Here is a 26,358-nt window from a genome sequence, read left to right as displayed (position 1 = left end):
CGTATTGTTCATCAAATTTTTTATTATGCTTAATTGTAAAAGGTGTTATGTATTCGCATGCCTGATTTTTTTGTTCGCCGCACGTCAAACTTATGGGCAGGCGAATATAAACTTCACATCTATCACAATTAAGGAAGGATTGTCGTCGAATACCATCAATGCCATCGTAAAAGACAGGTTTGGATTAATGTGGTTCGGGACCGGAAACGGGCTTAATAAATTTGATGGCAGCAATTTTACGATTTACAGGCATGGCTTATCCGGTAATGGCATTCCATCCAACGAAGTGCTGTCTATGTTTGAAGATAATACCGGGCGGATCTGGGTTGGTACCAGCGGAGGAGGACTTTCCTATTATGATCGTAAGGTTGATCAATTCAAACGTTTCAGGGGCGACGGGTCCTGGCGGGAAATTTCAGACGTATCAATCAGGGCCATTTGCCAGGACCATAAGGGTGATTTATGGGTAGGTACTTATGAAGATCTCCGGACGATTGATGTAAAAAGCGGCAGAATTACGCGCATGAAAATTCCGGAGCCGGATAACAAGGATATGGGTGCTTTTGTAGTCCTTTCTTTGTTTGAAGACACCAGGCACCGGATGTGGATCGGTACCAATTACGGTTTGTACAGATATGATTGGTCGTCCGGTGCCTTCAAAAGATTTTCTCATAATCAGCAGGACAAGTCCACACTAAGCAATAATACAGTTAAATCTATCATCGAAGACACCAGCGGCGACCTGTGGTTTGGCACCTATGACGGGCTTAACAAATGGAAGGATAATGAAAGCTTTGAGGTCTACCGCCACAAAAATCAGTCACCGCAAAGCCTGGGCAATAATGTGATTTTCACGATGCGCGTGAACAGAAACGGTCAGATCTGGATTGGTACCGAAGGTGGTATCAATATATTCGATCCCCAATCAGGAATTTTCCGGCAACTGACAGCAGATCCGAGGAATGCCGCCAGCCTGAAAAGCAATTCCATACGTTGTATATTTATTGACTCGGGGGATATTTACTGGATCGGAACTTTTACTGAGGGAATAGAGAAATACGACCCGCATCTTGTTCTTTTCAACCAGAAGAAAAGTAACCCTTTCGATCCCCTCGGTTTGAAATCGCCAATTGTAACCGCTTTCGCGGAATGCAGCAACGGCAATATTTTTATCGGTACGGAAGCTGGTGTCGCTTTATTAGACAAAAAGACCGGTTTTTTGCACTCCTTTAACATACAAAGTAAGTTGAGCCCACCCGGAGGCGCGCTGTCTGTAACATCACTGTATATAGACAAAAAAGGAAACCTTTGGGCGGGAACTTATCACAACGGTCTTTTCAGAATAGATCCGGCTACCCGTAAATATACACAATATACAGCCAACGAAGCCGGTAGTGGTATTTACAGCAACGATATTACCTGTATAAATGCCGATACAAGGGGTAGGATCTGGGTTGGTACGCTGGGGCGGGGAATAGATATTTACGACGGCAATAAACATTCATTTTCACACCTCACATGCCGTAATGCAACTGATGGCCCTGGAATGAACTTACCCCTCAACGGCTTTATATCATCTATTGTCAGGAATAGCGATGGGCGTATGTGGATCGCTTCGATGGGGACCGGAATTGCCGTTTTTGATACAGAGCGCCAAAATTGGGTACATTACAATAAAAAAAATTCGGCACTGGCCGATGATATTGTTATGAACCTGTTTGCTACTAATACGGGAAGTGTATGGGCCGGCACTAACCAGGGCATCAGTTACTTTGGTAATAATCAAAAAAAAGCGGTGTCTTATGGCGAAAGCCAGGGCCTGGCTAATTGCTTTGTAAAAACCATTTTGCAAGATAATAATGGTATCCTGTGGCTAAGTACTGATCGCGGTATCAGTTCTTTTGATTCCCGTAAAAAAGTATTCCGCAATTTCACCGGTGAAAACGGCGTGCAGCAAGGGGCTTTCCTGCCGGGGGCTGGAATAAAAACCCGGGAAGGCGATATATTTTTTGGAGGACAGGACGGCTTCAATTTTTTTAATCCGTCAAGATTGCCGGTTGTTTCTCCGCCCGGGCGGGTAATTCTCAGTAGCCTGACTGTTGATAACGCAGCGGTTAACCCGGGAAGTGAATCACCCATCCGCGAACACATCAGTACAGCAAAAGACATTGTTTTAAACTACGGTCAAAATTTCGCCATCAGCTACGTCGCACTGGATTATACATCGCCTAATCAAAATCAGTACGCGTACCGGCTGAGGGATTTTGATAAAGGCTGGAATCACGTTAAGGGCATCAGGACAGCCAGTTATACCAATATCGATCCGGGTACTTACAACTTTGAAGTAATGGCCAGTAAGGATGGAAACCGATGGAATAACCCGGTAACGACAATCAGGATAACGATACTGCCTCCTTTCTGGCGGACGGTTTACGCCTATATTGCTTACCTGCTTATTTTAGGATCAGCTTTGTTTTTTATAAGAAGGCGTGGTATCCGGAAGATACGGAGGCAATTTGAGCAGGAGCAGGAGAAACTTCAGGTTAGTCAGCTTATTGAGCAGGAAAGGCGGGAGGCCGAACGCTTACATGAACTTGACTTGCTGAAAATAAAGTTCTTAACAGATCTAAGCCATGAGTTTCGCACGCCGGTATCACTGATCCTGGCCCCGGTTGAAAAGCTGCTTGAAAAATCTGTTCCGGGAAATGACACCGAAGATCTGAAAATGATCAACAGAAACGGTCGCAGGTTACTCAACCTGGTTAACCAGTTGCTTGATTTTCGTAAAATGGAAGAACAAAAGTTGAAGCTCTGCCTTTCGCCGGGAGAGATTATGTCTTTTATTACCGAATCATGCGAAGCGTTTAAGGACCTTGCCTTAAAAAAGCAGGTTACCCTGGAGGTTAATGTACAACAGGAAGCGTTGCGGGCACACTTTGATCCGGATAAACTGGAACGGATCATTTTCAACTTGTTGTCTAACGCTTTTAAATTCACGCCCGCCGGCGGGGTAATTTCAGTCAGCACCCGCATTGAAAAGGAATCGTTGTTGAACGCGTACCTGCTGCTTAAAGTTACAGATACCGGAATTGGTATACAGGCCGATGATATCGAAAAAATATTTGAACGCTTTTATCAATCGCGCCAAAGCAGCGCCATAGTTAACCAGGGCACAGGTATAGGCCTCGCCATAACCAAAGAGTTTGTAGAACTTCATGGCGGCACCATTCAGGCGAAAAGCGTTGCCGGGCAGGGTGCAAGCTTTTTAGTTAAAATTCCTGTCACGGTTATAGTGGAACCTGATCACGACGAGTCCCACTGCATCCAGGCAGATAAACACATTGCAGACGAACCGGTTAGAGGCGAAAACATGGCACAGATGCCTACCATACTACTGGTAGAAGATAATGACGAATTCCGCTCTTATTTGTCGGATCACCTGAAGCAATACTATCATATTATTGAGGCCGCCAACGGTAAAGAAGGCTGGCAAAAAACACTCGGCGCCCATGTTAACCTGGTTGTCAGTGATATCAACATGCCTTACATGGATGGCATTGAGTTAAGTAGAAAAATTAAAGCCGATAAACGTACCTGCCATACCCCGGTAATCTTATTAACAGCGATGACCGGGGAAGAGGATCAGTTAAAAGGCCTTAAAACCGGCGCTAACGATTATCTGACCAAGCCTTTTAACTTCCAGATTCTGCAAGCCAGGATCGATAACCTTCTTGACCTGAATAAAAATTTAAAAGACACCTATTCCCGGCAGATACAGATGGTTGGCTCACAGGTTGAAACGGAATCAGCCGATGTTAAGCTTCTGAACGCGATTGTGAAATATATAGAAGAGCAGTTGAGTGAGCCGGGGCTATCGGTTGAGGAACTGAGCCGCCACGTGGGAATGAGCCGTGGTTCGCTTTATTACAAGGTATTGGAAATAACCGGGCAAACCCCGGTGGAGTATATCCGCAACGTTAAACTTGATAAAGCGGCCCAATTGCTGGAAAGCAGTGATTATAATGTAGCTCAAATAGCTTATACCACGGGTTTTGGTACCCCCAGTTATTTTTCGCGGATCTTTAAAGCACGCTTTGGCATGTTACCTTCCGAGTATTTGATCATCAAAAGGAACCACGTAAAAAGCAAGGGTACGCTTGTAAGTTAAGGTGCCTGGCAATAAGATTGATCATGGCCTATCGAAATACATCGGTCCTATCAGTAAGGATGCATTTTTTTAGTAATTGAAATTCGTTAGGCTTTGGTTAAGCTTTAAAGCCCGGTCATGGTTATATGAAGCGGTGTCAGGCTCCTATGGCTATCAGCCGGGCTGCGAACCTGTAACATACCGCAAAATTTAACAGCATTGAACAAAATTCTCATGATTTTGGCGATTTGTCCTACCTTAAACACCTTAAAGAGATGATCTTCGGCTTAGTGATGAGGGCATTCCTGCCGCCATACACAAATTATAAACTAAAAAACAGCTTGTATTTATTTGATATCGTCCGGATTAAAGGTCCGCGTCATGTCACGCCCTATTTCGCAATCGATTGCGAAGCGGAGCACAATAAAATTATCGTTGTATTTCAGCAAACCTATAAAATGAAAAACCTGATCAGAGGCCCCGACCTAAAGCATTGTATACTTAACATGAGTTAACCGCTCCATGGCATAAAAACTTCAATTTTTTAAACCTGAATTATGAAAAAATCATTACAAACTATTCAAAAGAAACCATTCCTGCTGATGCTGGCGGTTTTGCTTTGCAGCCTGACAGCATTTGGACAAGGCAGGAAGATAACCGGTACGGTAGTGGATGAAAAAGGTTTGCCTTTACCTGGTGCTACCATAAGGGCGAAAACAGCTAAAGCGACATCGGTAAGCGATGTTGGTGGCAATTTCACCATAACTGTTCCTGCAACCGAGAAGACGCTTATTGTAACTTTTATCGGCTATGCCGACCAGGAAATCCAGATAAACGGGCAAACCCGTTTATCCATTCGTCTTAGCCAAAACAGTAACAACCTGAACGATGTGATCGTAATAGGCTATGGCAGCCAGAGGCGGGAAGCCGTAACAGGTTCGGTAGCGTCAATCAGCGGCGAACGCATCCGGGATATTCCAGCGCCAAATATCAGCCAGGCTATACAAGGCAGGTTACCCGGTGTAGAGGTTTCTCAAACATCTACCAAACCAGGCGCAACCATGCAGATCCTGATCAGGGGCCAACGCTCGCTCACTGCAAGCAATGATCCTTTGATTGTACTTGATGGCATTCCTTTTATCGGCTCTCTCGGAGATATTAACCCTAACGACGTTAAAAGCATCGATATTCTTAAAGACGCTTCCGCGACAGCCATTTACGGCTCGAGGGGAGCAAACGGGGTTATACTTATTACCACTAACAGGGGCCAGATGGGAGGGGCCGCGAAAATTACCTATAATTCCTATTACGGCGAGCAAAAGCTTTTCGCCAGGTACCCGATGATGAACGGTACCGAATTTTTAAAACTACGTAAGGCTGCAGGCCTGTATACCAACGCCATAGATGAAGCTGATAACGTTAATACCGACTGGCAGAAGCTTTTTTACAGAACCGGTATGGTTTTCAGTAATGATGTGGGCGTTTCGGGCGGGAGCCAGACAGGCACCTATAATTTCGGCGGTGGTTATTACAAAAACCAGGGCCTTATTCCTACGCAGCAATATACCCGATACTCCATGAGAGGTTCTGTTGACCAGAATGTGGGCAAATACTTTAAAGTGGGCTTCACTACCAACAATAACTATAACCTTACCGAAGGCAACCAGGTTAGCGTAGGGAGTGTTTTGGGCCTGTCGCCCCTTGCCAATCCCTATAATGCTGACGGAAGCCTGAAAAGAACCGTTAAAACCCCGCTATCCGAAACTTTTGTTTTAACCAGGGGCATAATCAATAACCTGCATAACCAGTGGCTTAACGAAACAAGAAATTACGCCACCTACAACTCCGTTTATGGCGAGGTGAAAATTCCGTGGGTGGAGGGCCTGAAATACAGGGTAAATCTTGGTTTGGACTATGTGCAAAGCAACAACGGCAACTATACCGGGGTGGGGATCGGCAGTTCTACGCCTACTACGTCTTCAACAGCCGGCGTGAGTAACTCCGCGCAATATCACTGGGCGGTTGAAAATTTGCTGACCTACGAGCATACCTTCGCCCAGAAACATAACATCAATGTAGTAGCCCTTTATTCCAGCGAACAAACCCGGTACAATTCTTCCAGCATGTCGGCCAAAGATATCCCAGCTGATGCCTTCCAGTTTTATAATCTGGGCGCGGCCACCGGCGAAATCACCATCGGCAACGGTAACTACAGCCAGAGCGGCCTGATGTCGTACATGGGGCGTGTGATGTATTCTTATGACGATCGCTTCCTTTTGTCGGCAACAGTGCGCTCGGATGCTTCTTCCCGCCTGGCTCCGGGGCATAAGTGGCATACTTATCCCGCGGTTTCAGCCGGATGGAATGTTATGAACGAGTCTTTCATGAAAGGCATTTCGGTGATCGATAACCTGAAACTGCGTGCAGGGTTTGGACAAACCTCCAACCAGGCAGTAAATGCTTATCAAACGTTAGGTACTTTGGGCACGCGCCAGTATAATTTTGGTGATACCAACTATGCTACAGGTTATTATGTAACCCAGCTCCCGAGTCCGTCTTTAGGCTGGGAATATTCCAAGACCTGGAACTATGGGATAGACTTTTCTTTGTTTAAACATCGCTTATCAGGTACTGTTGAATATTATGTTACCAATACCAACGATATTTTACTGGGCGTTGGGTTGCCGCCTACCGCGGGCGTTGGAAGCTACACCGCAAACGTAGGGCGGACCCAAAACAAGGGGCTTGAGTTAAGTTTAAATGGTACGCTTATCAATAAAAACGGGTTTACCTGGGATTTAGGCATTAATATCTACGGAAACAGGAATAAACTTGTGGCCCTTGCTTCAGGCCAGACACGTGATGAGGGCAACGCCTGGTTTGTTGGCCATAACATAAACGCCATATACGATTATAAGAAAATAGGATTGTGGCAATCCGGCGACCCTTACCTGAACATACTGGAACCGGGCGGAAACGTGGGCATGATCAAAGTGCTGTATACCGGCACTTATGACGCCAACGGTCAGCCAACAAGGGCTATCGGGGCTGCAGATCGTCAGATCATCGATGTTGACCCTAAATTTGAAGGCGGCTTTAATACGCGTGTGGCATACAAAGGTTTTGATCTGAGCATTGTAGGAGCCTTTAAGAAAGGCGGCACGCTCATCAGCAGCCTGTACGGCTCCGGGGGCTATCTGAATTTGATGACAGGCCGTAACAACAACGTTCAGGTAGATTACTGGACACCAGACAATACGGGCGCAAAATATCCTAAACCGGGCGGCATCCTGAGCGGCGATAACCCTAAATATGGTAGTACCCTCGGTTACTTTGATGCATCCTATCTCAAAATCCGTACAATGACGCTTGGCTATGATTTCAGCAAGCTGCTATCTAAGCACGCCAACATGCGGCTGCGCACTTATTTCACGGTGCAAAATCCATTTGTATTTTTCTCTCCTTATCACAAAGAGTCAGGGATGGATCCTGAACCAAACTCTTATGGTAATGAAAACGCGGCGGTGCCCCTGTCTAACAGTCTGCGGCGATTCCTGACAGTTGGCAGTAACGCCCCTTCCACCACGAACTATGTACTTGGATTGAATTTGACATTTTAACATTATCAACATGAAAACTTTAAAGATAAAAAGCGTCATCAAATCCGCGCTTTTGATAACGGTCTTATCTACGGGATGTAAAAAAGTGCTTGATGAACAGCCGCGTGCCACCTTCACTCCCGAATATTTTAAAACGGTACAGGGCGTAAACGGAGGATTAACAGCCATGTACGCCCACCTGCGTAATATTTACGGGCAGGCTTATTACTATAATTCGGGTGTTACAGGTACTGATGAGGCTACCTGGGGCCAAAGCGCAGACGGAAACTTCAAAGATCTGGATTGCTCAGGCGTAGGCGTCATCTCTTCAACCAGCTATCCTACCAGTATCATATGGGGCGAGTCTTTTACCGATATCAACACGGCCAGCGGCGTAATTGAAAACGCCAGCGCTGTAGGCATTTCCGCCGCGCTGATTGCCGAGGCCCGCTTTTTCAGGGCATTTGATTATTTTTTGCTGGTACAATCGTACGGCGGCGTACCGCTTGATCTGGGTTCGGGCGTGTTGAAATTTAATATCACGCCTTCAAGAACCTCAGTGCGTAACACCGTACCCGAAGTTTATACAAAGGCTATCTTCCCGGATCTGGTGCAGGCGATCAATGACCTGCCGGAGACAGGCCGCGTAACCGGCGGACTCACCAAAACTGCCGCCCGCCTTTTCCTGTCTAAAGCCTATTTAACTTATGCCTGGTGGTTGCAAAATCCCAACGGTATCCCAACCTACCCTGCAAGCAGCCGTACAGACCCGAACGGGCACGACGCCGCGTGGTATTTTCAAAGCGCCTACGATATTGCCACCATCGCAATTGATAACCCGGGCCCGTTCAAATTACAGCCCACATTTTACGATGTGAATGTTGGATCGAATGATCGTAACAGCGAAATGGTACTTTATGCAGACCATACGCAAAGCAGCGAGAAATATAACGGCTCGAGTTTGACCTACGGAAGCGGCGGCGCTCCTGACAACTTTGCCGGCTGGATGATGACCTGGAACTATCCCAATATAGTGAGCGGCGGGATAAACCCTGTTTTGCGTGAGGCAGACCAGCACCTCGGCCGCCCCTGGGTTCGCATGGCGCCTACGGTTGAAGTGCTGAAAAATACATTTGCCGATAAAGTGAATGATTCAAGATATGACGGAACTTTCACAACCGTATACCGCGGAAACTGGCAAAAGGGCGGAAATACAGCCCTGACTGTCACTAACGCCAACGGCCTGCCCGTACCGCAGGGTGGCGCGATACTCACCTTCCTGGATAATGACGATCCGAACGTTACATACGCCAAAGCAAACGGCAATGTTGGCGCCGGGTTGCTGCCGGGGAGATCAGACTGGGTGGTTAACCCGGGCGATATAAGCCGGATCATTTATCCGGGGCTCTGGAAACTGGGGCCGTATCGTACAGATAACGGCACTGGTTTAGGACAGCCAAATGCCGGTAGTACGCGTCCGTTTCCAATTGCCAAATTTTCGGAGCTGTACCTGATCGCGGCAGAGGCGGCAGTTAAAGGCGCTACTGTTAAAGCCGGAAAATCAGCACGCGAACTTGTTAACGTGTTGCGGGCCCGCGCAGGCAAATGGCGTTTCAACAACAACGGTAATGTGGTGAAAATTGAAGACGACAGCCAGGCAATGATCGCTGCTACCCCCGCAGTTATCGATTTGAATTATGTATTAGCCGAACGTTCCCGTGAATTTTATGCGGAGGGCGGTCGCTGGTTCGATCTGGTACGTACCCAGAAGTGGGCGGAACTCGCGGCTTCGTTTACCATATCAGGAACCACCTTTGGCGACCATACACCGGTTAAAGTAACCCGCACCATCGACCCGCATCTTTACCTGCGCCCTATCCCCCAGGGGCAAATAGATGCGTTGATCATGAGCCCTGCGGATAAAGCTGCCTATCAAAATCCCGGCTATTAAGCAGGGAATATAACCGTATTTAATAAAAGAGGCCGTTCAATCGCTTGAACGGCCTCTCTTGCTTTTGTATTTTTAGCCTGGTATAGTGTGAAGAATCAGCTACGGTCTTCAATAAAATTAAAGACCGTAGCTGATTTCTTTGATTTGATTGGCCGCTTCCTTTTAGGAATGGCCATCGGGAAGCCATGAGAAGGCCTGCCTTATGCCCGATCAATATTGGGGCGGCAATAAGTTTATTTAAACGATAATGATCTTATCGCCAAAGCATCCTTAGCCCCTTTTATCTTCACATACACGTCATGCTGACCGGCAATGGCGGGGATTTTTGCAGTTAGGGTTATCCATTTATCTAATGAGCCGGTAGGTTTAACAGGTATTACCGCTATTCTCCTGCCGTCTTTGTTCAGGTCATCTATCCATATTTCAACGCTGCCGCTACTAAGCGCCGCTGCTGTTAAAGAAATACCGGTTGTTTTGTTTGCCCCCCTTCCAATATCCACTCCGCCCAGCATTACCCAACCTCCGGCATCATTATTTAAGGTAGCGCCGTTAAGTTGTGATAAAGTTACGCCCCAATAGTTATTGGCGCCCGCCAAAGGCAGTTCCGAATAACCATCTTTATAAACAAAAAGATCAAAATCCGCGTCCTTTCCTTCGGCAAAAAGGCCCATGCTCGTACCCACCCATGAGTTAAAATTAGGCTGGGCCTTATCCAGCTCAGCTGCATTGATAGCCTTACCGATCTGGCGCCATTGCCTGCCGTCGGCACTGTAGTAACCGGTTAGTTCATGCGCTTGGCGCTCCAGCTTTAACCATACGCTTTCGCCAATGGTGTTTTCTGCGCTGAACAACTGGCCGCCCATCGCAAAATTGAATGTTTTTTTGCCATCGTTAAACCCTGTGCAAAGACGCACGTTTACTGATTCATTGCCCGAAGCAAGGTAAATCCCGGCCGCCTGCCCCGGTGCCCCGGCATTCAGCTTTACCCGCGTAACAAGCGAATAATAATGTCCCGCTTCTTTTTGCAGGATGTGGGTCCTGCCGGTGTCGGGCTTAAGCCTGAGCCAGCCTTTATTTTCGGCGATGGAATACCGCCGGGCGGCGTTTTTGTTGAGGAAATGCCAGTACAGCGATAAATTTGAACCCGAAAACTCATCCGACCTCGGTAAGCGCCAGGCCAGGCCGTTATTTTTAAGATCAGGACGTGTAAGGGGCTGATCTGAGGGGTAAGGAACAAACGGGCGGCCATCGGCTGTCCACTGAACCTGGAAAATCAGGTCCTGCCTTCCCTGTCCGCTCCAGTCGTCGCCTTTGGGCGCATCATAACTTTGCGCTATGCACCACCAGGTACCGTCACTTAACTGAAACGGAGACGACATGTGATTAACCGACCTGAACCTGTTATCCGGATCTTTTGAAAACGCGAATATGTTTCCAAGGTTCTCCCATTTAGCCGAATCGGCAACAAGCGATCTTGAACGAAGTATATACTGTCCACCGGTAACATCACCGGCCATAAAGTAATAATACCAGCCCTCCCGCTTACACATTACCGGGCCCTCGGCCCAGCTATATTTTTTGTATCGGTTAATCCAGTCCAGGTTAATCAGTTTACCCGTGAGGTGGCCCGAATGATCAATCTGCTGGATGCGGTTAGTAGTTTGGCTGGCTTTAATGATCATGTACGGTGTGCCATCGTCATCTACAAAAATAGAATTGTCGTACCCGATGGGGCCGGTATCCGGGGTGGTCTTCACTTTTTCAGGCGCAGACCATGGCCCCGAGGGCTTCGCCGCGCTCGACATGTATTGCCCGCCCCCCGCGCTGTTAGAGAAATAAATACGGTAAGTTCCATAAAAATAGGTTATGGCGCCCTGCCAGATGCCTGCACCCGGCGCCCCCGACTTGAGCTCATTCCAATCCGCGGGCACCACCCTCGAAACAAGCTCCCAATGCAACAGGTCTTTAGAGTGAAGAACAGGCAGGTTTGGCACAAAATGAAAACTGGAGCCGCACATATAAAAGTCATCACCCACCTTTAAAAGTGTCGGATCCGGATGGTCGCCCGCCAGCACCGGGTTAACATAGGTGCGCACCTGTTCGGCCACGTCAGTGGGATAGGGTACCGGCCTGATCTCCTCAACCTTATTGAGTTGGGCCATGGCGCCCTGATACCAGTACGCGCAGCAAAAAAATGTTAAACAACAACGGGAAATAATAGATTTAAAATTCATCGGCGTTTGTTAATTTATTAAACCTAAAACTATCACCATCGCATCCGTCCGGCTATCCCATATGTAACTGATTGTACAACGAATGTACAAAGCCTTCATTTTTTTGATGGATCATGTGCCTGCGCAATTGCCGGTTTGAGTTTACAAGCGGTAGCCTTATTGTTTGCGCCATGCAAATAAGTTGCGGATATTAATTGATACCCATTATTGCATCCACGTATTATCCGGCTTATTATTTACGCGCGGTCCGTTTTATTTGCTGATATTTAACAAACAATTATTTTATTTGTTAAATGAATACCGCCGTACATAATAAACTTGTTTCCTTTATTTGGTCTATTGCTGATGATTGCCTGCGCGATGTTTACGTTCGTGGTAAATATCGGGATGTTATCCTGCCTATGGTGGTTTTGCGCAGGTTGGATGCCCTGTTGGAGCCCACCAAGGCGGCTGTTTTAGAGGAGCTTGCCTTTCAGCGCGATGAGGCCGGCTTTACCGAATGGGAAGACGAAGGGCTGCGCCAGGCATCCGGCTACGTTTTTTACAATACCAGCGAGTGGACCTTACAGCGCCTGTACAACAACGCCACCAATAACCAGCAAATACTATTGGCGCATTTTGAAGATTACCTGAACGGCTTCAGCGCCAATGTTAAGGAAATTATCGATAAATTTAAGCTGAAAAGCCAGGTAAGGCACATGGCGCAAAAGGATGTGCTTTTAAACGTGCTCGAAAAATTTACCTCGGCCTATATCAACCTTACCCCCTTTGAAAAAAACGACCCCGACGGGCGCAAACTGCCCGCCCTCAGCAACCTGGGTATGGGCTATGTTTTTGAAGAACTGATACGCCGCTTTAACGAGGAAAATAACGAGGAGGCCGGCGAGCACTTTACCCCGCGTGAGGTGATTGACCTGATGACCCACCTGGTTTTTGAACCCGTAAAACACAGCCTGCCGCCGGTAATGACCATTTATGACCCTGCCTGCGGCTCGGGCGGGATGCTTACCGAATCGCAGAATTTTATTAAAGATCCCGATGGCGAAATAAGGGCCAAAGGTGATGTGCACCTGTACGGCAAGGAAATTAACGACGAAACTTACGCCATCTGCAAATCGGATATGATGATAAAGGGTAACAACCCCGCAAATATCCGCGTGGGCTCAACCCTAAGTACCGATGAGTTTGCCGGTGTGCAGTTTAATTTTATGCTCTCCAACCCGCCCTACGGAAAATCGTGGGCGGGCGAGCAGAAAAATATCAAAGACGGTAAAGACGTGATCGACCCGCGTTTCCAGGTTAAGTTAAAAGATTATTGGGGTACCGAAGAAGATGCCGACGCCACGCCCCGCTCGTCCGACGGGCAGTTGCTTTTCCTGATGGAAATGGTAAGCAAAATGAAACCAGCCGATAAAAATACCACAGGCTCGCGCATAGCCTCGGTACACAACGGCTCGAGCCTGTTTACGGGCGATGCCGGTGGTGGCGAAAGCAATATACGCCGCTATATTATTGAAAACGACTGGCTGGAAGCTATTATACAAATGCCCAACAACCTGTTTTACAACACAGGTATAACCACTTATATATGGCTGTTAAGCAACAACAAGGCGGCAAACCGCAAAGGCAAAGTACAATTGATTGATGCCGGGCAGCTTTACCGTAAACTGCGCAAAAATTTGGGCAATAAAAACTGCGAATTCGCGCCCGAACATATCCGCCAGATTGTTGATGTTTACGAAAGCCTGCAAACTGTTGACCGCGCGGGCGACGATGGCATTGCCTCGAAAATTTTCAGCAATACCGATTTTGGCTACTACAAGGTAACCATTGAAAGGCCTAAACGCTTAAAAGCCCAATTTACTGCCGAACGTATTGAAGAGCTGCGCTTTGATAAAACCCTTCGCGAGGCCATGGAATGGGCCTACACCGAGTTTGGCGATGCCCTGTATGATAACCTGGCACAGCACGAAAAGGCGATATTAGATTGGTGCGAAAAAAACGACTTAAACCTGAACGCCAAACAAAGCAAGGCCTTGGTTAGCCCTGCCACCTGGCAAAAAGGCATTGAACTGATAGGTGTAGCCAACCAACTGATGCAGGCAATTGGCAGCGACGAACATAATGATTTTAACCACTTTTTAGCATTGGTTGACGGCCATCTGAAAACCGCTAAAATTAAACTCTCCGCCGCCGAAAAAAACGCCATCCTGAACGCGGTAAGCTGGTACCATGCCGACGCCGAAAAAGTGAAAAAAGGCGTGGTTAAATTAAGCGGCGATAAACTGGATACGCTTTTGCAGCATTTAGGTTGCGAGGAAAGCCAGCTGCCCGATTATGGCTATTACCCCACCGCCACCAAAGGCGAATACCAGCAGTACGAAACCGAAAGCGACCTGCGCGACACCGAAAACGTGCCCCTGGCCGAAGATATTTATACCTACTTTTTACGCGAGGTAAAACCGCACGTAACCGAAGCCTGGATAAACCTCGATGCCACCAAAATTGGCTACGAAATAAGCTTTAACAAATATTTTTACCGCCATAAGCCCCTGCGTAGTTTGGAAGAGGTAAGCGCCGATATTTTAAGGCTGGAAGATGAAAGCGAAGGTTTAATACGCCAAATTTTAAACCTGGCCTGATATGGAAGCAACAACAACAAAAACAGGCTTTGAAAAATACCCCGCTTATAAGGATAGCGGGGTGGAATGGTTGGGCGAGGTACCGGAGCATTGGGAGGTGGTTAAGCTAAAACGATTGTTTCATGAGGTAAAAAAAAGAACAAACGTCGAACTTAATTGCGGATCGATAAGCTTTGGAAAAGTAATTTTTAAGGATGATGAAAAAATTCCGGAGGCAACCAAAAAGTCATATCAGGTAGTTTTAAAGGGTGATTTCTTAGTCAATCCTCTAAATTTGAATTATGACTTGATAAGCCTTCGAATAGCGTTATCGGAAATTGATGTCGTAGTAAGTTCAGGATATATTGTGTTACATAATTCAGTTTCTCTGGATAAAAATTACTTTAAGTGGCTTCTACATCGATTCGACGTTGCTTATATGAAAGTATTGGGCTCTGGCGTGAGGCAAACGCTTAATTTTAATGATATTGGTAATAGCGATATAGTACTTCCCCTCATTGCCGAACAAACCGCCATTGCCAATTTCCTCGACCGGAAAATTGAATTGATAGATCAGGCCATCGCCCAAAAAGAAAAACAAATTGAACTTTTAAAAGAACGCCGCCAGGTGCTCATCAATAAAGCGGTTACCCGCGGGCTTGATCCTGATGTGCCTTTAAAAGATAGTGGGGTGGAATGGATTGGTGAGATACCGGAGCATTGGGAGGTGAAGAGGTTGAAATATATAACTACAAAAATAGGCAGTGGCGTTACTCCATCCGGAGGAGGGACATCATATTTGGATAGCGGTATACCTCTTTTAAGAAGTCAGAATATTTTATTTGGCAAAATTGATTTGGAAGGGGTTGCTTTTATTTCAGATAAGACTCATAATTCTATGAATAATAGTAAGGTCTATAAAGGTGACGTATTGTTAAATATAACAGGAGGTTCGATAGGTCGATGTCATTTTGTTGAACTTGATTTGCCATTGAACGTAAATCAACATGTTTGCATAGTGCGACCTTCAGAAGATGTTTTAACTGTTTTTCTGAATGGATTATTAGCTTCCAATGTTGGCCAGGGTCAAATATGGTTTAATCAACAAGGAGGAGGAAGAGAAGGTCTAAATTTTCAGTCGCTTAAAAACTTCAGTTTGCCATTACCGCCAATAGCAGAGCAGGCAAAAATCTCATTATACATCGAAGATTTTTCTAAAAGGACTTATGACGCTATTTCTTCCAAACAAAACGAAATCGAAAAACTAAAAGAATACAAAGCCACCTTAATTAACAGCGCCGTAACCGGTAAAATAAAAGTAAACTAAGCACCAAACCTATAACCTATGCCCAGTCAAACCAACGAACAAGCCTTAGAAGCAGCGATAGAAAAAAAACTAACCGGCACTACGCTCGAGGAGATCAGGGCTGCAAGCGTTGCAGGCGCTTTTGCCGAGCGCAGGGAGTTGTACCGCTCGGGCAATGGGTATTACATTGGCGCCGCTACCGATTTTAATGCCCGGTTCGCCATTGATGAAGAACGCTTTTGGGATTTTTTAAATAAAACCCAAAAAGATGAACTGGCCAAACTGCAAAAACAACACGACTGGAAGCTGAAAATACTGGAGCGGCTGGATAAAATGATCAAAAAGCACGGCATTATCCGCCTGTTCCGCAAAGGTTTGGAGGTTGATGACGCGCATTTTGTTTTGCTATACCCACTGCCATTGGCCAGCAGCAGCCAAACGGTTAAAGATAATTTTGAGGCCAACCAGTTCAGCGTTACCCGCCAGGTACGTTACTCGTTAAGCAATGCCAAAGAAGAGATAGACATGGTGCTGTTTGTAAACGGCCTGCCCTTTGCCACCATGGAACTTAAAAACCACTGGACAGGGCAAAACGCCAAGGTACATGGCCAAAACCAATATAAATTTAAACGCGACATCAGCCAGCCCTTACTAAACTTTGGGCGCTGCATAGTACACTTTGTTGCCGATACCGACGAGGTATACATGACCACCAAGCTGGATGGCGCCAACACCTTTTTTCTGCCTTTTAATTTGGGCCATAATTTTGGTAAGGGTAACCCGCCAAACGCCTTCGGCCATAAAACAGCCTACCTTTGGGATGAGGTTTTAACCCGGCAAAGCGTGGCCAACATTATACAGCACTTTGTGCGGTTTGATGGCAAGGAAACCGACGCGCTCAATAAAAAGAACCTGTATTTTCCCCGTTACCACCAAATGGATGTGGTGCGGCGCTTAATTAAGGATGCATCGCAAAAAGGCGTGGGGCAAACGTACCTGATACAGCATTCGGCAGGTTCGGGCAAATCAAACTCCATTACCTGGGCCGCCTACCAGTTGATCGAAGCCTATCCCGAAAGCGATACCACGCCGGGGGGAAGGGGCGTAAGTAACCCGCTGTTCGATTCGGTAATAGTAGTAACCGACAGGCGCTTGCTGGATAAACAACTGCGCGAAAACATCAAAGAGTTTTCGGAAGTAAAAAACATCGTAGCCCCGGCATACTCCTCCCAGGATTTGAAAAACAGCCTCGAAAGCGGCAAACGGATTATCATCACTACCATACAAAAGTTCCCGTTTATTGTAAAGGGGATTGACGATTTAAGCGACAAACGTTTTGCCGTAATAATTGACGAGGCCCACAGCAGCCAGAGCGGCTCGGCAGCCGATAACCTGAACCGGGCCATGGGCTCGGTTATTAACGAAGAGGAAGACCCCGACCCGCAGGATAAAATATTAGAGGCCATGAAAGCCCGTAAAATGGCGGGTAATGCTTCGTACTTCGCTTTCACGGCCACACCCAAAAACACCACGCTCGAAAAATTTGGGGTAAAGCAGCCGGATGGCAAGTTCAAACCCTTCCACCTGTACTCCATGAAACAGGCCATTGAAGAAGGTTTTATTTTAGATGTGCTGGCCAACTATACCACCTATAAAAGCTATTACGAAATTGAAAAATCGATAGAGGATAACCCCTTGTTTGATACCGCCAAAGCCCAGAAAAAATTAAAGGCTTACGTTGAGCGGCACGAGCAAACCATAGCCACCAAGGCGGGCCTGATGCTTGATCATTTTATTGATAAGGTGGTTAACACTAAAAAGCTGAAAGGTAAGGCAAAGGCCATGGTGGTTACCCAAAGTATCGAATCGGCCATCAGGTATTACTTCGCCCTGCAAAACCTGCTCAATAAAAAGGGCATGCCTTTTAACATCGCCATAGCCTTTTCGGGCAAAAAAACGGTTGATGGTATCGAGCATTCCGAAGAAACCTTAAACTATTTCCCCCAGCATTTAGATACGGCCAAACCTGCCGATCCGGGATACATCAGCGATAAAATTGCCCGCTACTTTAATATGGACGAGTACCGGATGCTGGTGGTGGCCAATAAATACCTCACCGGTTTCGATCAGCCAAAGCTAACGGCCATGTATGTAGATAAAAAACTGCAGGGCGTATTAGCGGTGCAGGCGCTATCACGCCTCAACCGCGCGGCCGACAAACTGGGCAAAAAAACGGAAGACCTGTTTATCCTCGATTTTTTTAACTCCACCGATGATATCAAAGCCTCGTTCGATCCGTTTTACACTTCCACAACCCTCAGCAGCGCTACAGATGTAAACGTACTGCACGATTTAAAAAACGACCTGGACACCGTGGGCGTGTACGAGTGGCAGGAGGTAGAAGATTTTGTTGCTAAATATTTTGAGGGTGTTAACGCTCAGGATTTGAGCCCGATAATTGATGTTGCTGCCGAAAGGTTCAACAACCAGCTTGAACTGGCTGATAACGACAAGGCCGATTTTAAGATCAAGGCCAAACAATTTGTAAAAATATATGGCCAGATGGCCGCCATTTTACCCTACGAGGTGGTTAACTGGGAAAAGCTGTTTTGGTTTCTGAAATTCCTGATCCCCAAATTGTTAATTGCCGACCCGGCCCAGGATGCTTTGGATGAGCTGTTGAACTCGGTCGATCTTTCAACCTACGGCCTGGAGCGTGTGAAGCTGAACGCCGCTATCGGCCTTGATCAAACCGAAACCGAGCTCGATCCGCAAAACGCAAACCCGCGCGGCGCGCACGGCAGCGATACGGAAGAAGATTCGTTAGATATTATTATCAGGAGCTTTAACGAACGCTTTTTTCAGGGCTGGGATGCCACACCCGAAGATCAGCGGATTATTTTGGTAAACCTGGCCAAAAAGATGCAGGCCCACCCCGATTTTAAGGACAAGTACGCCGACAACACCGATGAACAAAACAGGGAAATAGCGTTCAACAAAATTTATGATGAGGTAATGGCACGCCTTCGCCGCGAACAGTTGGACCTTTACAGGCTTAACGCCAAGGATGACAGCTTCAAGGCAGCTATGCAAAGCAGCCTGAAAAGGGTATTGAATATCGGTTTGTAAACATTTACCTGGCCGGTTTTCCAAACCCGTGCTTAATATAATAATCAAGGGTTTGGTTGCTCCAGTAGCCGCAGTCAATTACCCGCCTTATGGTCATGATGGGGTCGTTGTTATCCCTTGGCATATCTAACTGAAAGGCTGCCTTAAAACCGCGCCGGTGCAGTTGGGGCAGGCCCGCCGGGTTCCAGATGCCATAAGGGAACGCGAAGTATTTGATGGGCTTGCCGGTAATTTGTTCCAGTTTTTGGGTAGGGATATTGATCTGTGTTTCCCAGTCGGCGCCTTTTATTTTATTAAAACTCATATGGTCGCGGGTGTGGCTGGCAATAATATGTCCTTCATCGGCCAGTTGTTTTACCTGCTTCCCGTCCATATAATACTTGTTTTTGCCCAGGTTATTGGTTACAATAAAATAAACGCCCTTAAAACCGTATTTGTTCAGTTCGGGCCGGGCAACGCTAAACTGGTCTTCGTCGCTGTCGTCAAAGGTGAGCATAATGGGTTTGGGCGGCAGGGGGGTACCCGAGGTAAGATAGCCGTACAACTCATCGGGCAGTATGGTATGGTAGCCGCTGTCGGCCAGCATTTTCAGGTGTGCCTTAAACGTAGCGGGCGGTATAATATAATCTTTATCTTTCTGGCTGTCGCCCGCGCGCCAGTTGCGGATCTGGTGATAGCATAAAACCGGTACCTGTTTACGGGCCAGAACGGCCTTGCTGTTAACGGGCGGCTCTGCATTTAAAAACAACAGCAGGCTAACGGAAGCGAGGGTGATAAGGGGCTTAAACACAATTCAAAAAATCTTGGTCGAATGTAAAAACGGAACCCGGTTTTTGCAAATAAATTGCTCATTTTAAAAGCTTCACCCCGGCCGGCTGTAAGCTGCTAAACCCGCGGCAGTTTGGCGGTAACCTTACTTCATACACTCCCGCTGTATCTCAAACAAAAACTCAAATAAATTAACCTCGGTAGGGATCTGCAATTTTTTGCGCAAACGGTACCTGCTGATCTCCACCCCACGTACCGAGATAGCCATTAGCTGCGCTATCTCTTTGCTGGATAGGTTCATGATCAGGTAAGCGCAAAGCTTCAGTTCCTGCTGGTTGATGGTTGGGTAGCGATCTTTAATTACCGTCAGGAAATCGGCATGTACCTTATTAAAGTGCATGCTGAATTGTTCCCACTCTTCGTTAATCTTATTTTCTTCGGTAAGCAGGCGCAGTAGTTTTTTGATCTCGGATGTTTCAACCACATCCCCGCCCGCTTTGTGCAGGCGCTGCAGTTCTTCCTTCACCTTTACCAAAAACTCTTTTTTCTGTACCAGGTTCATGGCAGTAGAGGCCAGTTCAGAGTTTTTAAACTCAATTTCGCTTTCCAGTTTTTCGTTTTTCAGTTTTACCAGTTCTTTTTCAGATCGCTCCAGCTCTATCTGGTGCTGATAGGCCATACGGCGCTGCTCCTCCTCGTTTTTTTGTTGCTGGGCAAGCAGGCGTTTCTCGTTGTTGCGGGTGTGCCGTTTTTCCTGCAGGCGATAAAAATAGTAAATGAGGTAGGCGAATATGCCCAGGTAAATGATATAGGCCAACAGGCTTTGGTACCAGGGCGGATTGATGCTGAACGAGTAAACCGCCTCGGGCGAGATGTGATCATGATGGTTGCGCGCCCTCACCTTAAAGGTATAGCTCCCGGCCGATAGGTTGGTATAATCCTTCTCCGTTTTTTTCGACCATTCCGACCATTCCTTATCAAACCCAACCAGATAGTAGCTGTACTCTACGTTTGATTGTTCTTCAAACACAGGCGTTGAATATTCAAAGTGCAGCGAGTTCCAGAGGTAGCTTAATGAGGGCATCGCCGCCGCTGGCTGTTTGTCATCATCATTTACATTGGTAAAATATCCGCCAAACAGCAAACTATCAGTGCCCGCGTTGGCTTTCACCTTGCGGATATAAGTTTTTAAAGGATGTATGTTTTGCTTGTACCTGGCGTAGTTGATATGGTAAAAGCCGTTTTCGCCGCCAACAAAAATGTTGTTCTCATTTACGGGATATACATTTTCAAAGCCGCTCAAAATTCTGCGGCTTAGCTCGGGGATATAATTGATAACAGGTTTAACGCCCGAATAATCAGCCACACCAACGTTTTTTTCCTGCACAAACCAGATATTGCCCGATGGGTCTTCTTTCAGGTACCTTAACCCTAAGGTGCCGAATACGTTTTGATATTGCGCCGAAACCTGGAAGCGGTCGGTTGATTTGTTGTATTCATATATGCCCCTTTGGGTGGCTATAACAACCTTGCCTTTTATTTTGAAAACAAAATTATCCAGCGTAGATGGCAGGCCGTCGGCCTGGGTATAAACCCGTAGCTTCGGCGAACCCGGAACCAGCTTATATATACCCCGGTAAGGGTGCGAGGTCCAGATTGTATGGTCACTGTCAATTTCTACAAAGCGGGCCGATTCATTGTAGGTCTTATTTACACTGCCCTTGTTGATGAGTACGTTGCCGGTATCTTTAAACAACCGTACGCCATTATAATTGCCCGCGGCGATGTACCCCGCCGAATTTAAGGCAAGAGGCCGGTAAAGCCAATAGCCCGAACTTTTATCAACCGGTTGTAGTTTACCGTTGATGATCTGGTAGGCGCCGTCATCAGCGCCGGCCAGTAACTGACCATCCACTACCGATAGGTTCCAGGAAAGAATTTGGGATAAGGCCCTGAAGTTATTGGGTGTGTAACTCAGATCGGTATTGTTAAGGGCCGGAAGTTCATAAATACCGTTTGATAGCGCGAAGTAAAGCTTATGGTCAAAAGCCGCCACCGAAAAGCCGCCGCCATCTTTAAACACCGCCGGGTTAACATGCTTAACCGCGTTATTATAAGCGATAAAATCAATCCCGTTATCAAGCCCGAGCCATACGTTATGGTTATTATCCATAAACATGCTGCGTACATTGCTGTTTTGCAGGCCTTCTTTTTTGGAGATGTTTTCGATCACGTTGCCCTGCCTGTTTACCTGGTAAAGGCCGTTGGCATAAGTACCTATCAAATAGCTGCCATCGCCCAGCTTCACCACGCCCGAAAAATGCTCATGGTTATCTATCCCAAAACCCTTGATATTCCAGCTGCTTAGCTTGTTGCCGCTTAGTATAAATACACCGTTTTTGGCTGTGGTAACCAGGCTCGAATCTTTATTGATATTGGCAATACCGGTGATGAAAAATCCGCCGGGCAGATCTTTTTTATTGATAAGCGTTTGCCAGCTGCCGTTTTTAAAAACGGCAATACCCCGCTGCTCGTCGTGTGCTATCAGCTGGTTTTGGTAAGTGCCTAATGAAAGCCAGGATGAATAGGGCGGGTAAGCGTTTATTTTACCGTGATGGTACCTGAAAATCTTGTTCCTCGACCTGAAGAAAATATCATCGCCATAACAGGCAATATCCCATATATCAGAAAATAACCGGTCGGCTTTGGGCAGCAGGTTTTTTAACGAAGTGAATTGCAGCAGGCCATTCTTCCCCGGCGAAAAATAACCGAACTCATCCTGCCCGCCCGCGTACAGCTTTTTATCCTTGCCAAATTCTATCGACCATACAATGGTTTTATTGGGCAATGGATAAAGCTGCCAGTAGGAACCATCAAAAACCAGTACGCCCTCGTTGTTGGCAAAGTACATGCGGCCCTGCGCGTCCTGGATGATCTTCCAGTTTTGGGTACCCGCGTTGTATTGTTTTTTTTCATAGTTAACCGTTTCCCGCTGGCCGATATAGGTCTGTGAATACGAGCATAGGTTACCTGCAAGCAGGATAAAAACAAAAACAACAAGTGGGCGCATATAGGTTTTATGGGCGAAAGCCCAACATTTTATTAAATGTATCAAAGATGGGGCGAATATCAATCATTACAACAAAAATTTCAAGGTGTGTGGTAGTGATGTAGTCCAAAATTTCACTGTGGGTTAATGAGCATATACATTTGGGGCCATAAACCTAATGCCACGGCATTACTATTTAACCAAAATTATAAACCTGTAAATGAGTTATTTAAACTTGTGCCCGCCCTCTGTTGCCATAAAAACAACAAGCAATTGCCACGCGGCAGTTGTGTACGAGGTATTGCCCAACTTTCCACCCTGAAAAATGAAAACCGATACTTGCTTTATGCCGGATGTAACGCCCTGCAGGGTTTTAACCGGCCCCGCTACCATTAACTAATTATCATAATAACCTTAAAAATAAATTATATGCAATCAAAATTACGTTTTTGTATATGCCTTGCACTGCTGTGTTTTTTAGCAGGGCGGGCTTATTCCCAAACGCTCCGGATAACCGGAAAGGTTACGGAAAAAAAGACCGGCGATCCGTTGCCCGGCGTAACAGTTGCCGTTAAAGGCACCACCAGCGGTACCGTTACTGATGTTAACGGAAAATACACATTACAAATACCACAGGGCGGCGCTACCATTGTAGTATCATTTATAGGCATGGCTACCGTTGAACGCCAGGTAACTCAGGCCGGAGAGGTGAACTTCGCCCTGGAAGATGCCGCAGCCAATGCCCTGAACGAGGTGGTGGTAGTTGGCTACGGTACCCAGAAAGTAACCAATGTATCGGGCGCTATCTCGGTAGTAAAGGCAAGCGATATTAAAAAGCTAACCCCGCTACGTGCTGAAGAAGCACTGCAAGGCCAGGCCTCCGGTATTACCGTGATCCAGAGCGGTTCGCCGGGCTCAAAGCCTACGGTACAGGTTCGTGGTATTCCATCATTTTCGGGTAACGATCCTACGGTGATCATTGATGGTTCGGTACAAACACTAACCGATTTTAACTCGATTAACCCATCAGATATCGAATCGATCAACGTGTTGAAAGACGCGGCTTCTACAGCTATTTATGGCTTAAAGGGAGGGAACGGTGTTATTGTGGTTACCACCAAATCGGGCGGAAAAAATCAAAAAACACAGATCAATATCAATTCCAACTACGGCGTACAAAGCGTTTTGCATAAAGTAGGCGTACTGAACGCTACCGAATACGGCGCTATTGTTAACGAAGGCAGCGTAACCTCGGGCGGCCCGGTAATTTTCCCGGATCTATCAATTTTAGGCGTAGGTACCGACTGGCAGGACCAGGTTTTTCACACCGCGCCAATGCAAACGCATAACCTTTCGGCCAGCGGCGGTAGCGATAAAATGCAGTATTTTATCTCGGCGGGTTACCAAAGCCAGGGCGGTATTGTTGGCGGCTACGATAAATCAAGGTTTAACAGGGGCAATTTTACAGCCAACCTTTCTTTTGATATCACCTCAAAATTGAAATTTTTGGTAAACGCTACCGATGTGATCCTGAGTGGCCGTTCGGTGCAGGAAAACTCCTTTAACAGTATCCTGGGCAGCGCGTTAAACTTTGATCCAACCGTTCCGGTTGTTAACAATGACCCTAATACGGTTGGTAAATACGGTTACAGTAACCTCATCCTGTCGGAAGTGTTTAACCCGCTTACCAAACTTGATAATACTTACAACCGCAGCACCGGTAACAAGTTATACGGTAAGTTCGAGGCACAGTATGACGTAATTAAGGGCTTGAAGCTGAACAGCCGCTTTGGTTATACCAAGTACGACGATAACTCTAAAAACTTTACCCCGCTCGTTTTTTACGGTCCGCAAAACGTAAACAATACCATGAATGCTGATGGCACTACGGTTACCGGCTCGCACAGCAGCGTATCGCAAACTAAAAACAGCAATTTCAACTACACCTGGGAATCGTTTGCCAACTACAACTTCAGCGTAGCCAAAGATCACCACTTTGAAACTGTAGCAGGTTTCTCGATGGCTAAAACCAGCGGTAACAGTATGAATACCAGCAGGCAGGATGTGCCGTTTAACTCGTGGGAATTTGCCGATTTCAGCGCCGCCACAGGCACCAATACCGCCGATAACCTGAACGCTGTAACCGGGTCATATTACCAGTACTTTAAACGCAACCTGTCGTATTTCGGTCGCGCTAATTACGATTATAAAGGTAAATACCTGGCATCGTTCTCTGCACGTCGTGATGGTTCATCGGCTTTTGGTAAGGATAACAAGTTCGCCAGCTTTTACGCGGGTTCATTGGGTTGGGTAGCAAGCAGTGAGGATTTCTTTAAAGTTCCGTTTATCGACTATCTGAAAATCCGCGGCAGCTACGGTTCAACCGGTAACGAAAACGTGAGCCCGGTTTATGTATCTATCGTAACCGGCGGCCCTGATTACGGCCCTACTGCCAACAGTAATGGTTACAACTTCAGCAACATCTTTTATCCGGGTTCAACCGTAGGTTCGGCAGCTAATAACAGCCTTGCCTGGGAAAAACAGCTTCAAAGTAACGTTGGTTTTGATTTAACTGTGTTTAAAGGCCGCATCTCGTTATCTGCCGATTATTTTGAGAAACGTGTAAGTGGGTTATTGTTTACCCCATCGGTATCGTTATACCTGGGTACCATCCCGCCGCCTACAGCCAACATCGGTTCAACCAAAACAAACGGTGTTGATATTACCCTGGGTTATAACGAAACTATTAACAGAGACCTTAAATTCAGCAATAACTTCACCTTCACTACCAGCAAAAACACCGTTACGGCAACCAATAGCGATGGTACAGCCCGTATAACCGGCGGCAGCTATTTTAACGGTCAATCGCAAACCGTAACAGTTTTTGAAAAAGGCCATACACCGGGATATTTCTACGGATATAAAACCGCGGGTATTTTCCAGAACACGACCGAAATTGCCGCTGCGCCAACACAGGATGGCGCACAGCCGGGGGATATCCGCTACGTTGACATCAACCACGATGGCAAGATCACCGCTGCCGATCAAACGCAAATTGGTAACCCCTTCCCTAAATTTACTTTGGGCTGGAACCTGAGCGTATCGTACAAAAACTTCGATTTCAGCGCCTTTACTTATGCGTCGATAGGTAATGATGTTTACAGGGCTTATGAGCGTAACCAAAACTACACCAACAAGTTTCGCAATGTGCTTGCCCGTTGGACAGGCCCCGGATCAACCAATGATGCCCGTAACCCAAGGTACTCTTTTAACGATCCTAACAGCAATATCCGGGTATCCGACAGGTATGTAGAAGACGGCTCATTCGTAAAGATCAAAAACCTCCAGTTAGGTTATACGCTGCCAAAATCATTCGGGCGCAATGTGTTTAAAAGCATCCGCATTTACGGCCAGGTTAAAAATGCCTTCACCTTTACCAAATACACAGGCTTTGATCCGGAAATTGCCGGCGACGTGATGGACACCGGTATTGATCGCGGCGCTTACCCGCAGGCCCGTATGTACGCGTTCGGTATCGATATTAAGCTATAAAC

At 46.6% G+C, this 26,358-nt stretch carries 10 protein-coding genes; 7 read left to right on the top strand and 3 right to left on the bottom strand.

Annotated elements, in window-relative coordinates:
- The first annotated feature begins 25 nt into the window (after window positions 1-25).
- The 3 genes from LX99_RS11400 to LX99_RS11385 all read left to right on the top strand — a co-directional run bounded on the left by LX99_RS11400 (window position 26) and on the right by LX99_RS11385 (window position 9,697).
- Complete coding sequence (locus tag LX99_RS11400; RefSeq protein WP_109607989.1) at window positions 26-4,168, top strand: hybrid sensor histidine kinase/response regulator transcription factor; 4,143 nt, start codon at window positions 26-28, stop codon at window positions 4,166-4,168.
- A gap of 536 nt (window positions 4,169-4,704) precedes the next feature.
- Complete coding sequence (locus tag LX99_RS11390; protein ID WP_109607987.1) at window positions 4,705-7,767, top strand: SusC/RagA family TonB-linked outer membrane protein; 3,063 nt, start codon at window positions 4,705-4,707, stop codon at window positions 7,765-7,767.
- A 10-nt stretch (window positions 7,768-7,777) separates the two neighbouring features.
- A complete protein-coding gene (locus LX99_RS11385; protein ID WP_109607986.1) occupies window positions 7,778-9,697 on the top strand; it encodes a RagB/SusD family nutrient uptake outer membrane protein in 1,920 nt (639 codons plus the stop codon).
- Window positions 9,698-9,930: 233 nt separating this feature from the next.
- Here LX99_RS11385 and LX99_RS11380 read toward each other — a convergent pair whose 3' ends face one another.
- The gene (locus LX99_RS11380) at window positions 9,931-11,859 is read right to left on the bottom strand and encodes a family 43 glycosylhydrolase (RefSeq protein ID WP_170122673.1); all 1,929 of its coding nucleotides are present in this window, start codon (window positions 11,857-11,859) and stop codon (window positions 9,931-9,933) included.
- A 365-nt stretch (window positions 11,860-12,224) separates the two neighbouring features.
- On the opposite strand from LX99_RS11380, the gene LX99_RS11375 reads away from it, so the two are divergent.
- The 3 genes from LX99_RS11375 to LX99_RS11365 are packed head-to-tail and all read left to right on the top strand — an operon-like array spanning window position 12,225 to window position 18,987.
- The gene (locus tag LX99_RS11375; protein WP_109607984.1) at window positions 12,225-14,573 is read left to right on the top strand and encodes a type I restriction-modification system subunit M; all 2,349 of its coding nucleotides are present in this window, start codon (window positions 12,225-12,227) and stop codon (window positions 14,571-14,573) included.
- A gap of 1 nt (window position 14,574) precedes the next feature.
- Window positions 14,575-15,879, top strand: a complete 1,305-nt coding sequence (locus LX99_RS11370) for a restriction endonuclease subunit S (RefSeq protein ID WP_109607983.1) — start codon at window positions 14,575-14,577, stop codon at window positions 15,877-15,879.
- A gap of 18 nt (window positions 15,880-15,897) precedes the next feature.
- The gene (locus LX99_RS11365) at window positions 15,898-18,987 is read left to right on the top strand and encodes a type I restriction endonuclease subunit R (RefSeq protein ID WP_109607982.1); all 3,090 of its coding nucleotides are present in this window, start codon (window positions 15,898-15,900) and stop codon (window positions 18,985-18,987) included.
- 4 nt (window positions 18,988-18,991) lie between these two features.
- Here the strand turns inward: LX99_RS11365 and LX99_RS11360 are convergent, their stop codons facing one another.
- Together LX99_RS11360 and LX99_RS11355 are read right to left on the bottom strand one after the other, a co-directional pair.
- Entirely contained in the window at window positions 18,992-19,777 is a 786-nt protein-coding gene (locus LX99_RS11360) for a polysaccharide deacetylase family protein (RefSeq protein ID WP_245927893.1), read from the bottom strand.
- Between the two features lie 123 nt (window positions 19,778-19,900).
- Entirely contained in the window at window positions 19,901-22,825 is a 2,925-nt protein-coding gene (locus LX99_RS11355; RefSeq protein ID WP_109607980.1) for a ligand-binding sensor domain-containing protein, read from the bottom strand.
- 408 nt (window positions 22,826-23,233) lie between these two features.
- Here LX99_RS11355 and LX99_RS11350 point away from each other — a divergent pair, with 408 nt between their 5' ends.
- Window positions 23,234-26,356, top strand: a complete 3,123-nt coding sequence (locus tag LX99_RS11350) for a SusC/RagA family TonB-linked outer membrane protein (RefSeq protein WP_109607979.1) — start codon at window positions 23,234-23,236, stop codon at window positions 26,354-26,356.
- Window positions 26,357-26,358 lie beyond the last annotated feature (2 nt).

This window comes from Mucilaginibacter oryzae (assembly GCF_003148845.1).
Taxonomy (GTDB): Bacteria; Bacteroidota; Bacteroidia; order Sphingobacteriales; family Sphingobacteriaceae; genus Mucilaginibacter; species Mucilaginibacter oryzae.
The sequence above is the reverse complement of the archived record's forward strand: the minus strand, read 5'-3'. Positions and strand labels throughout refer to the sequence as shown.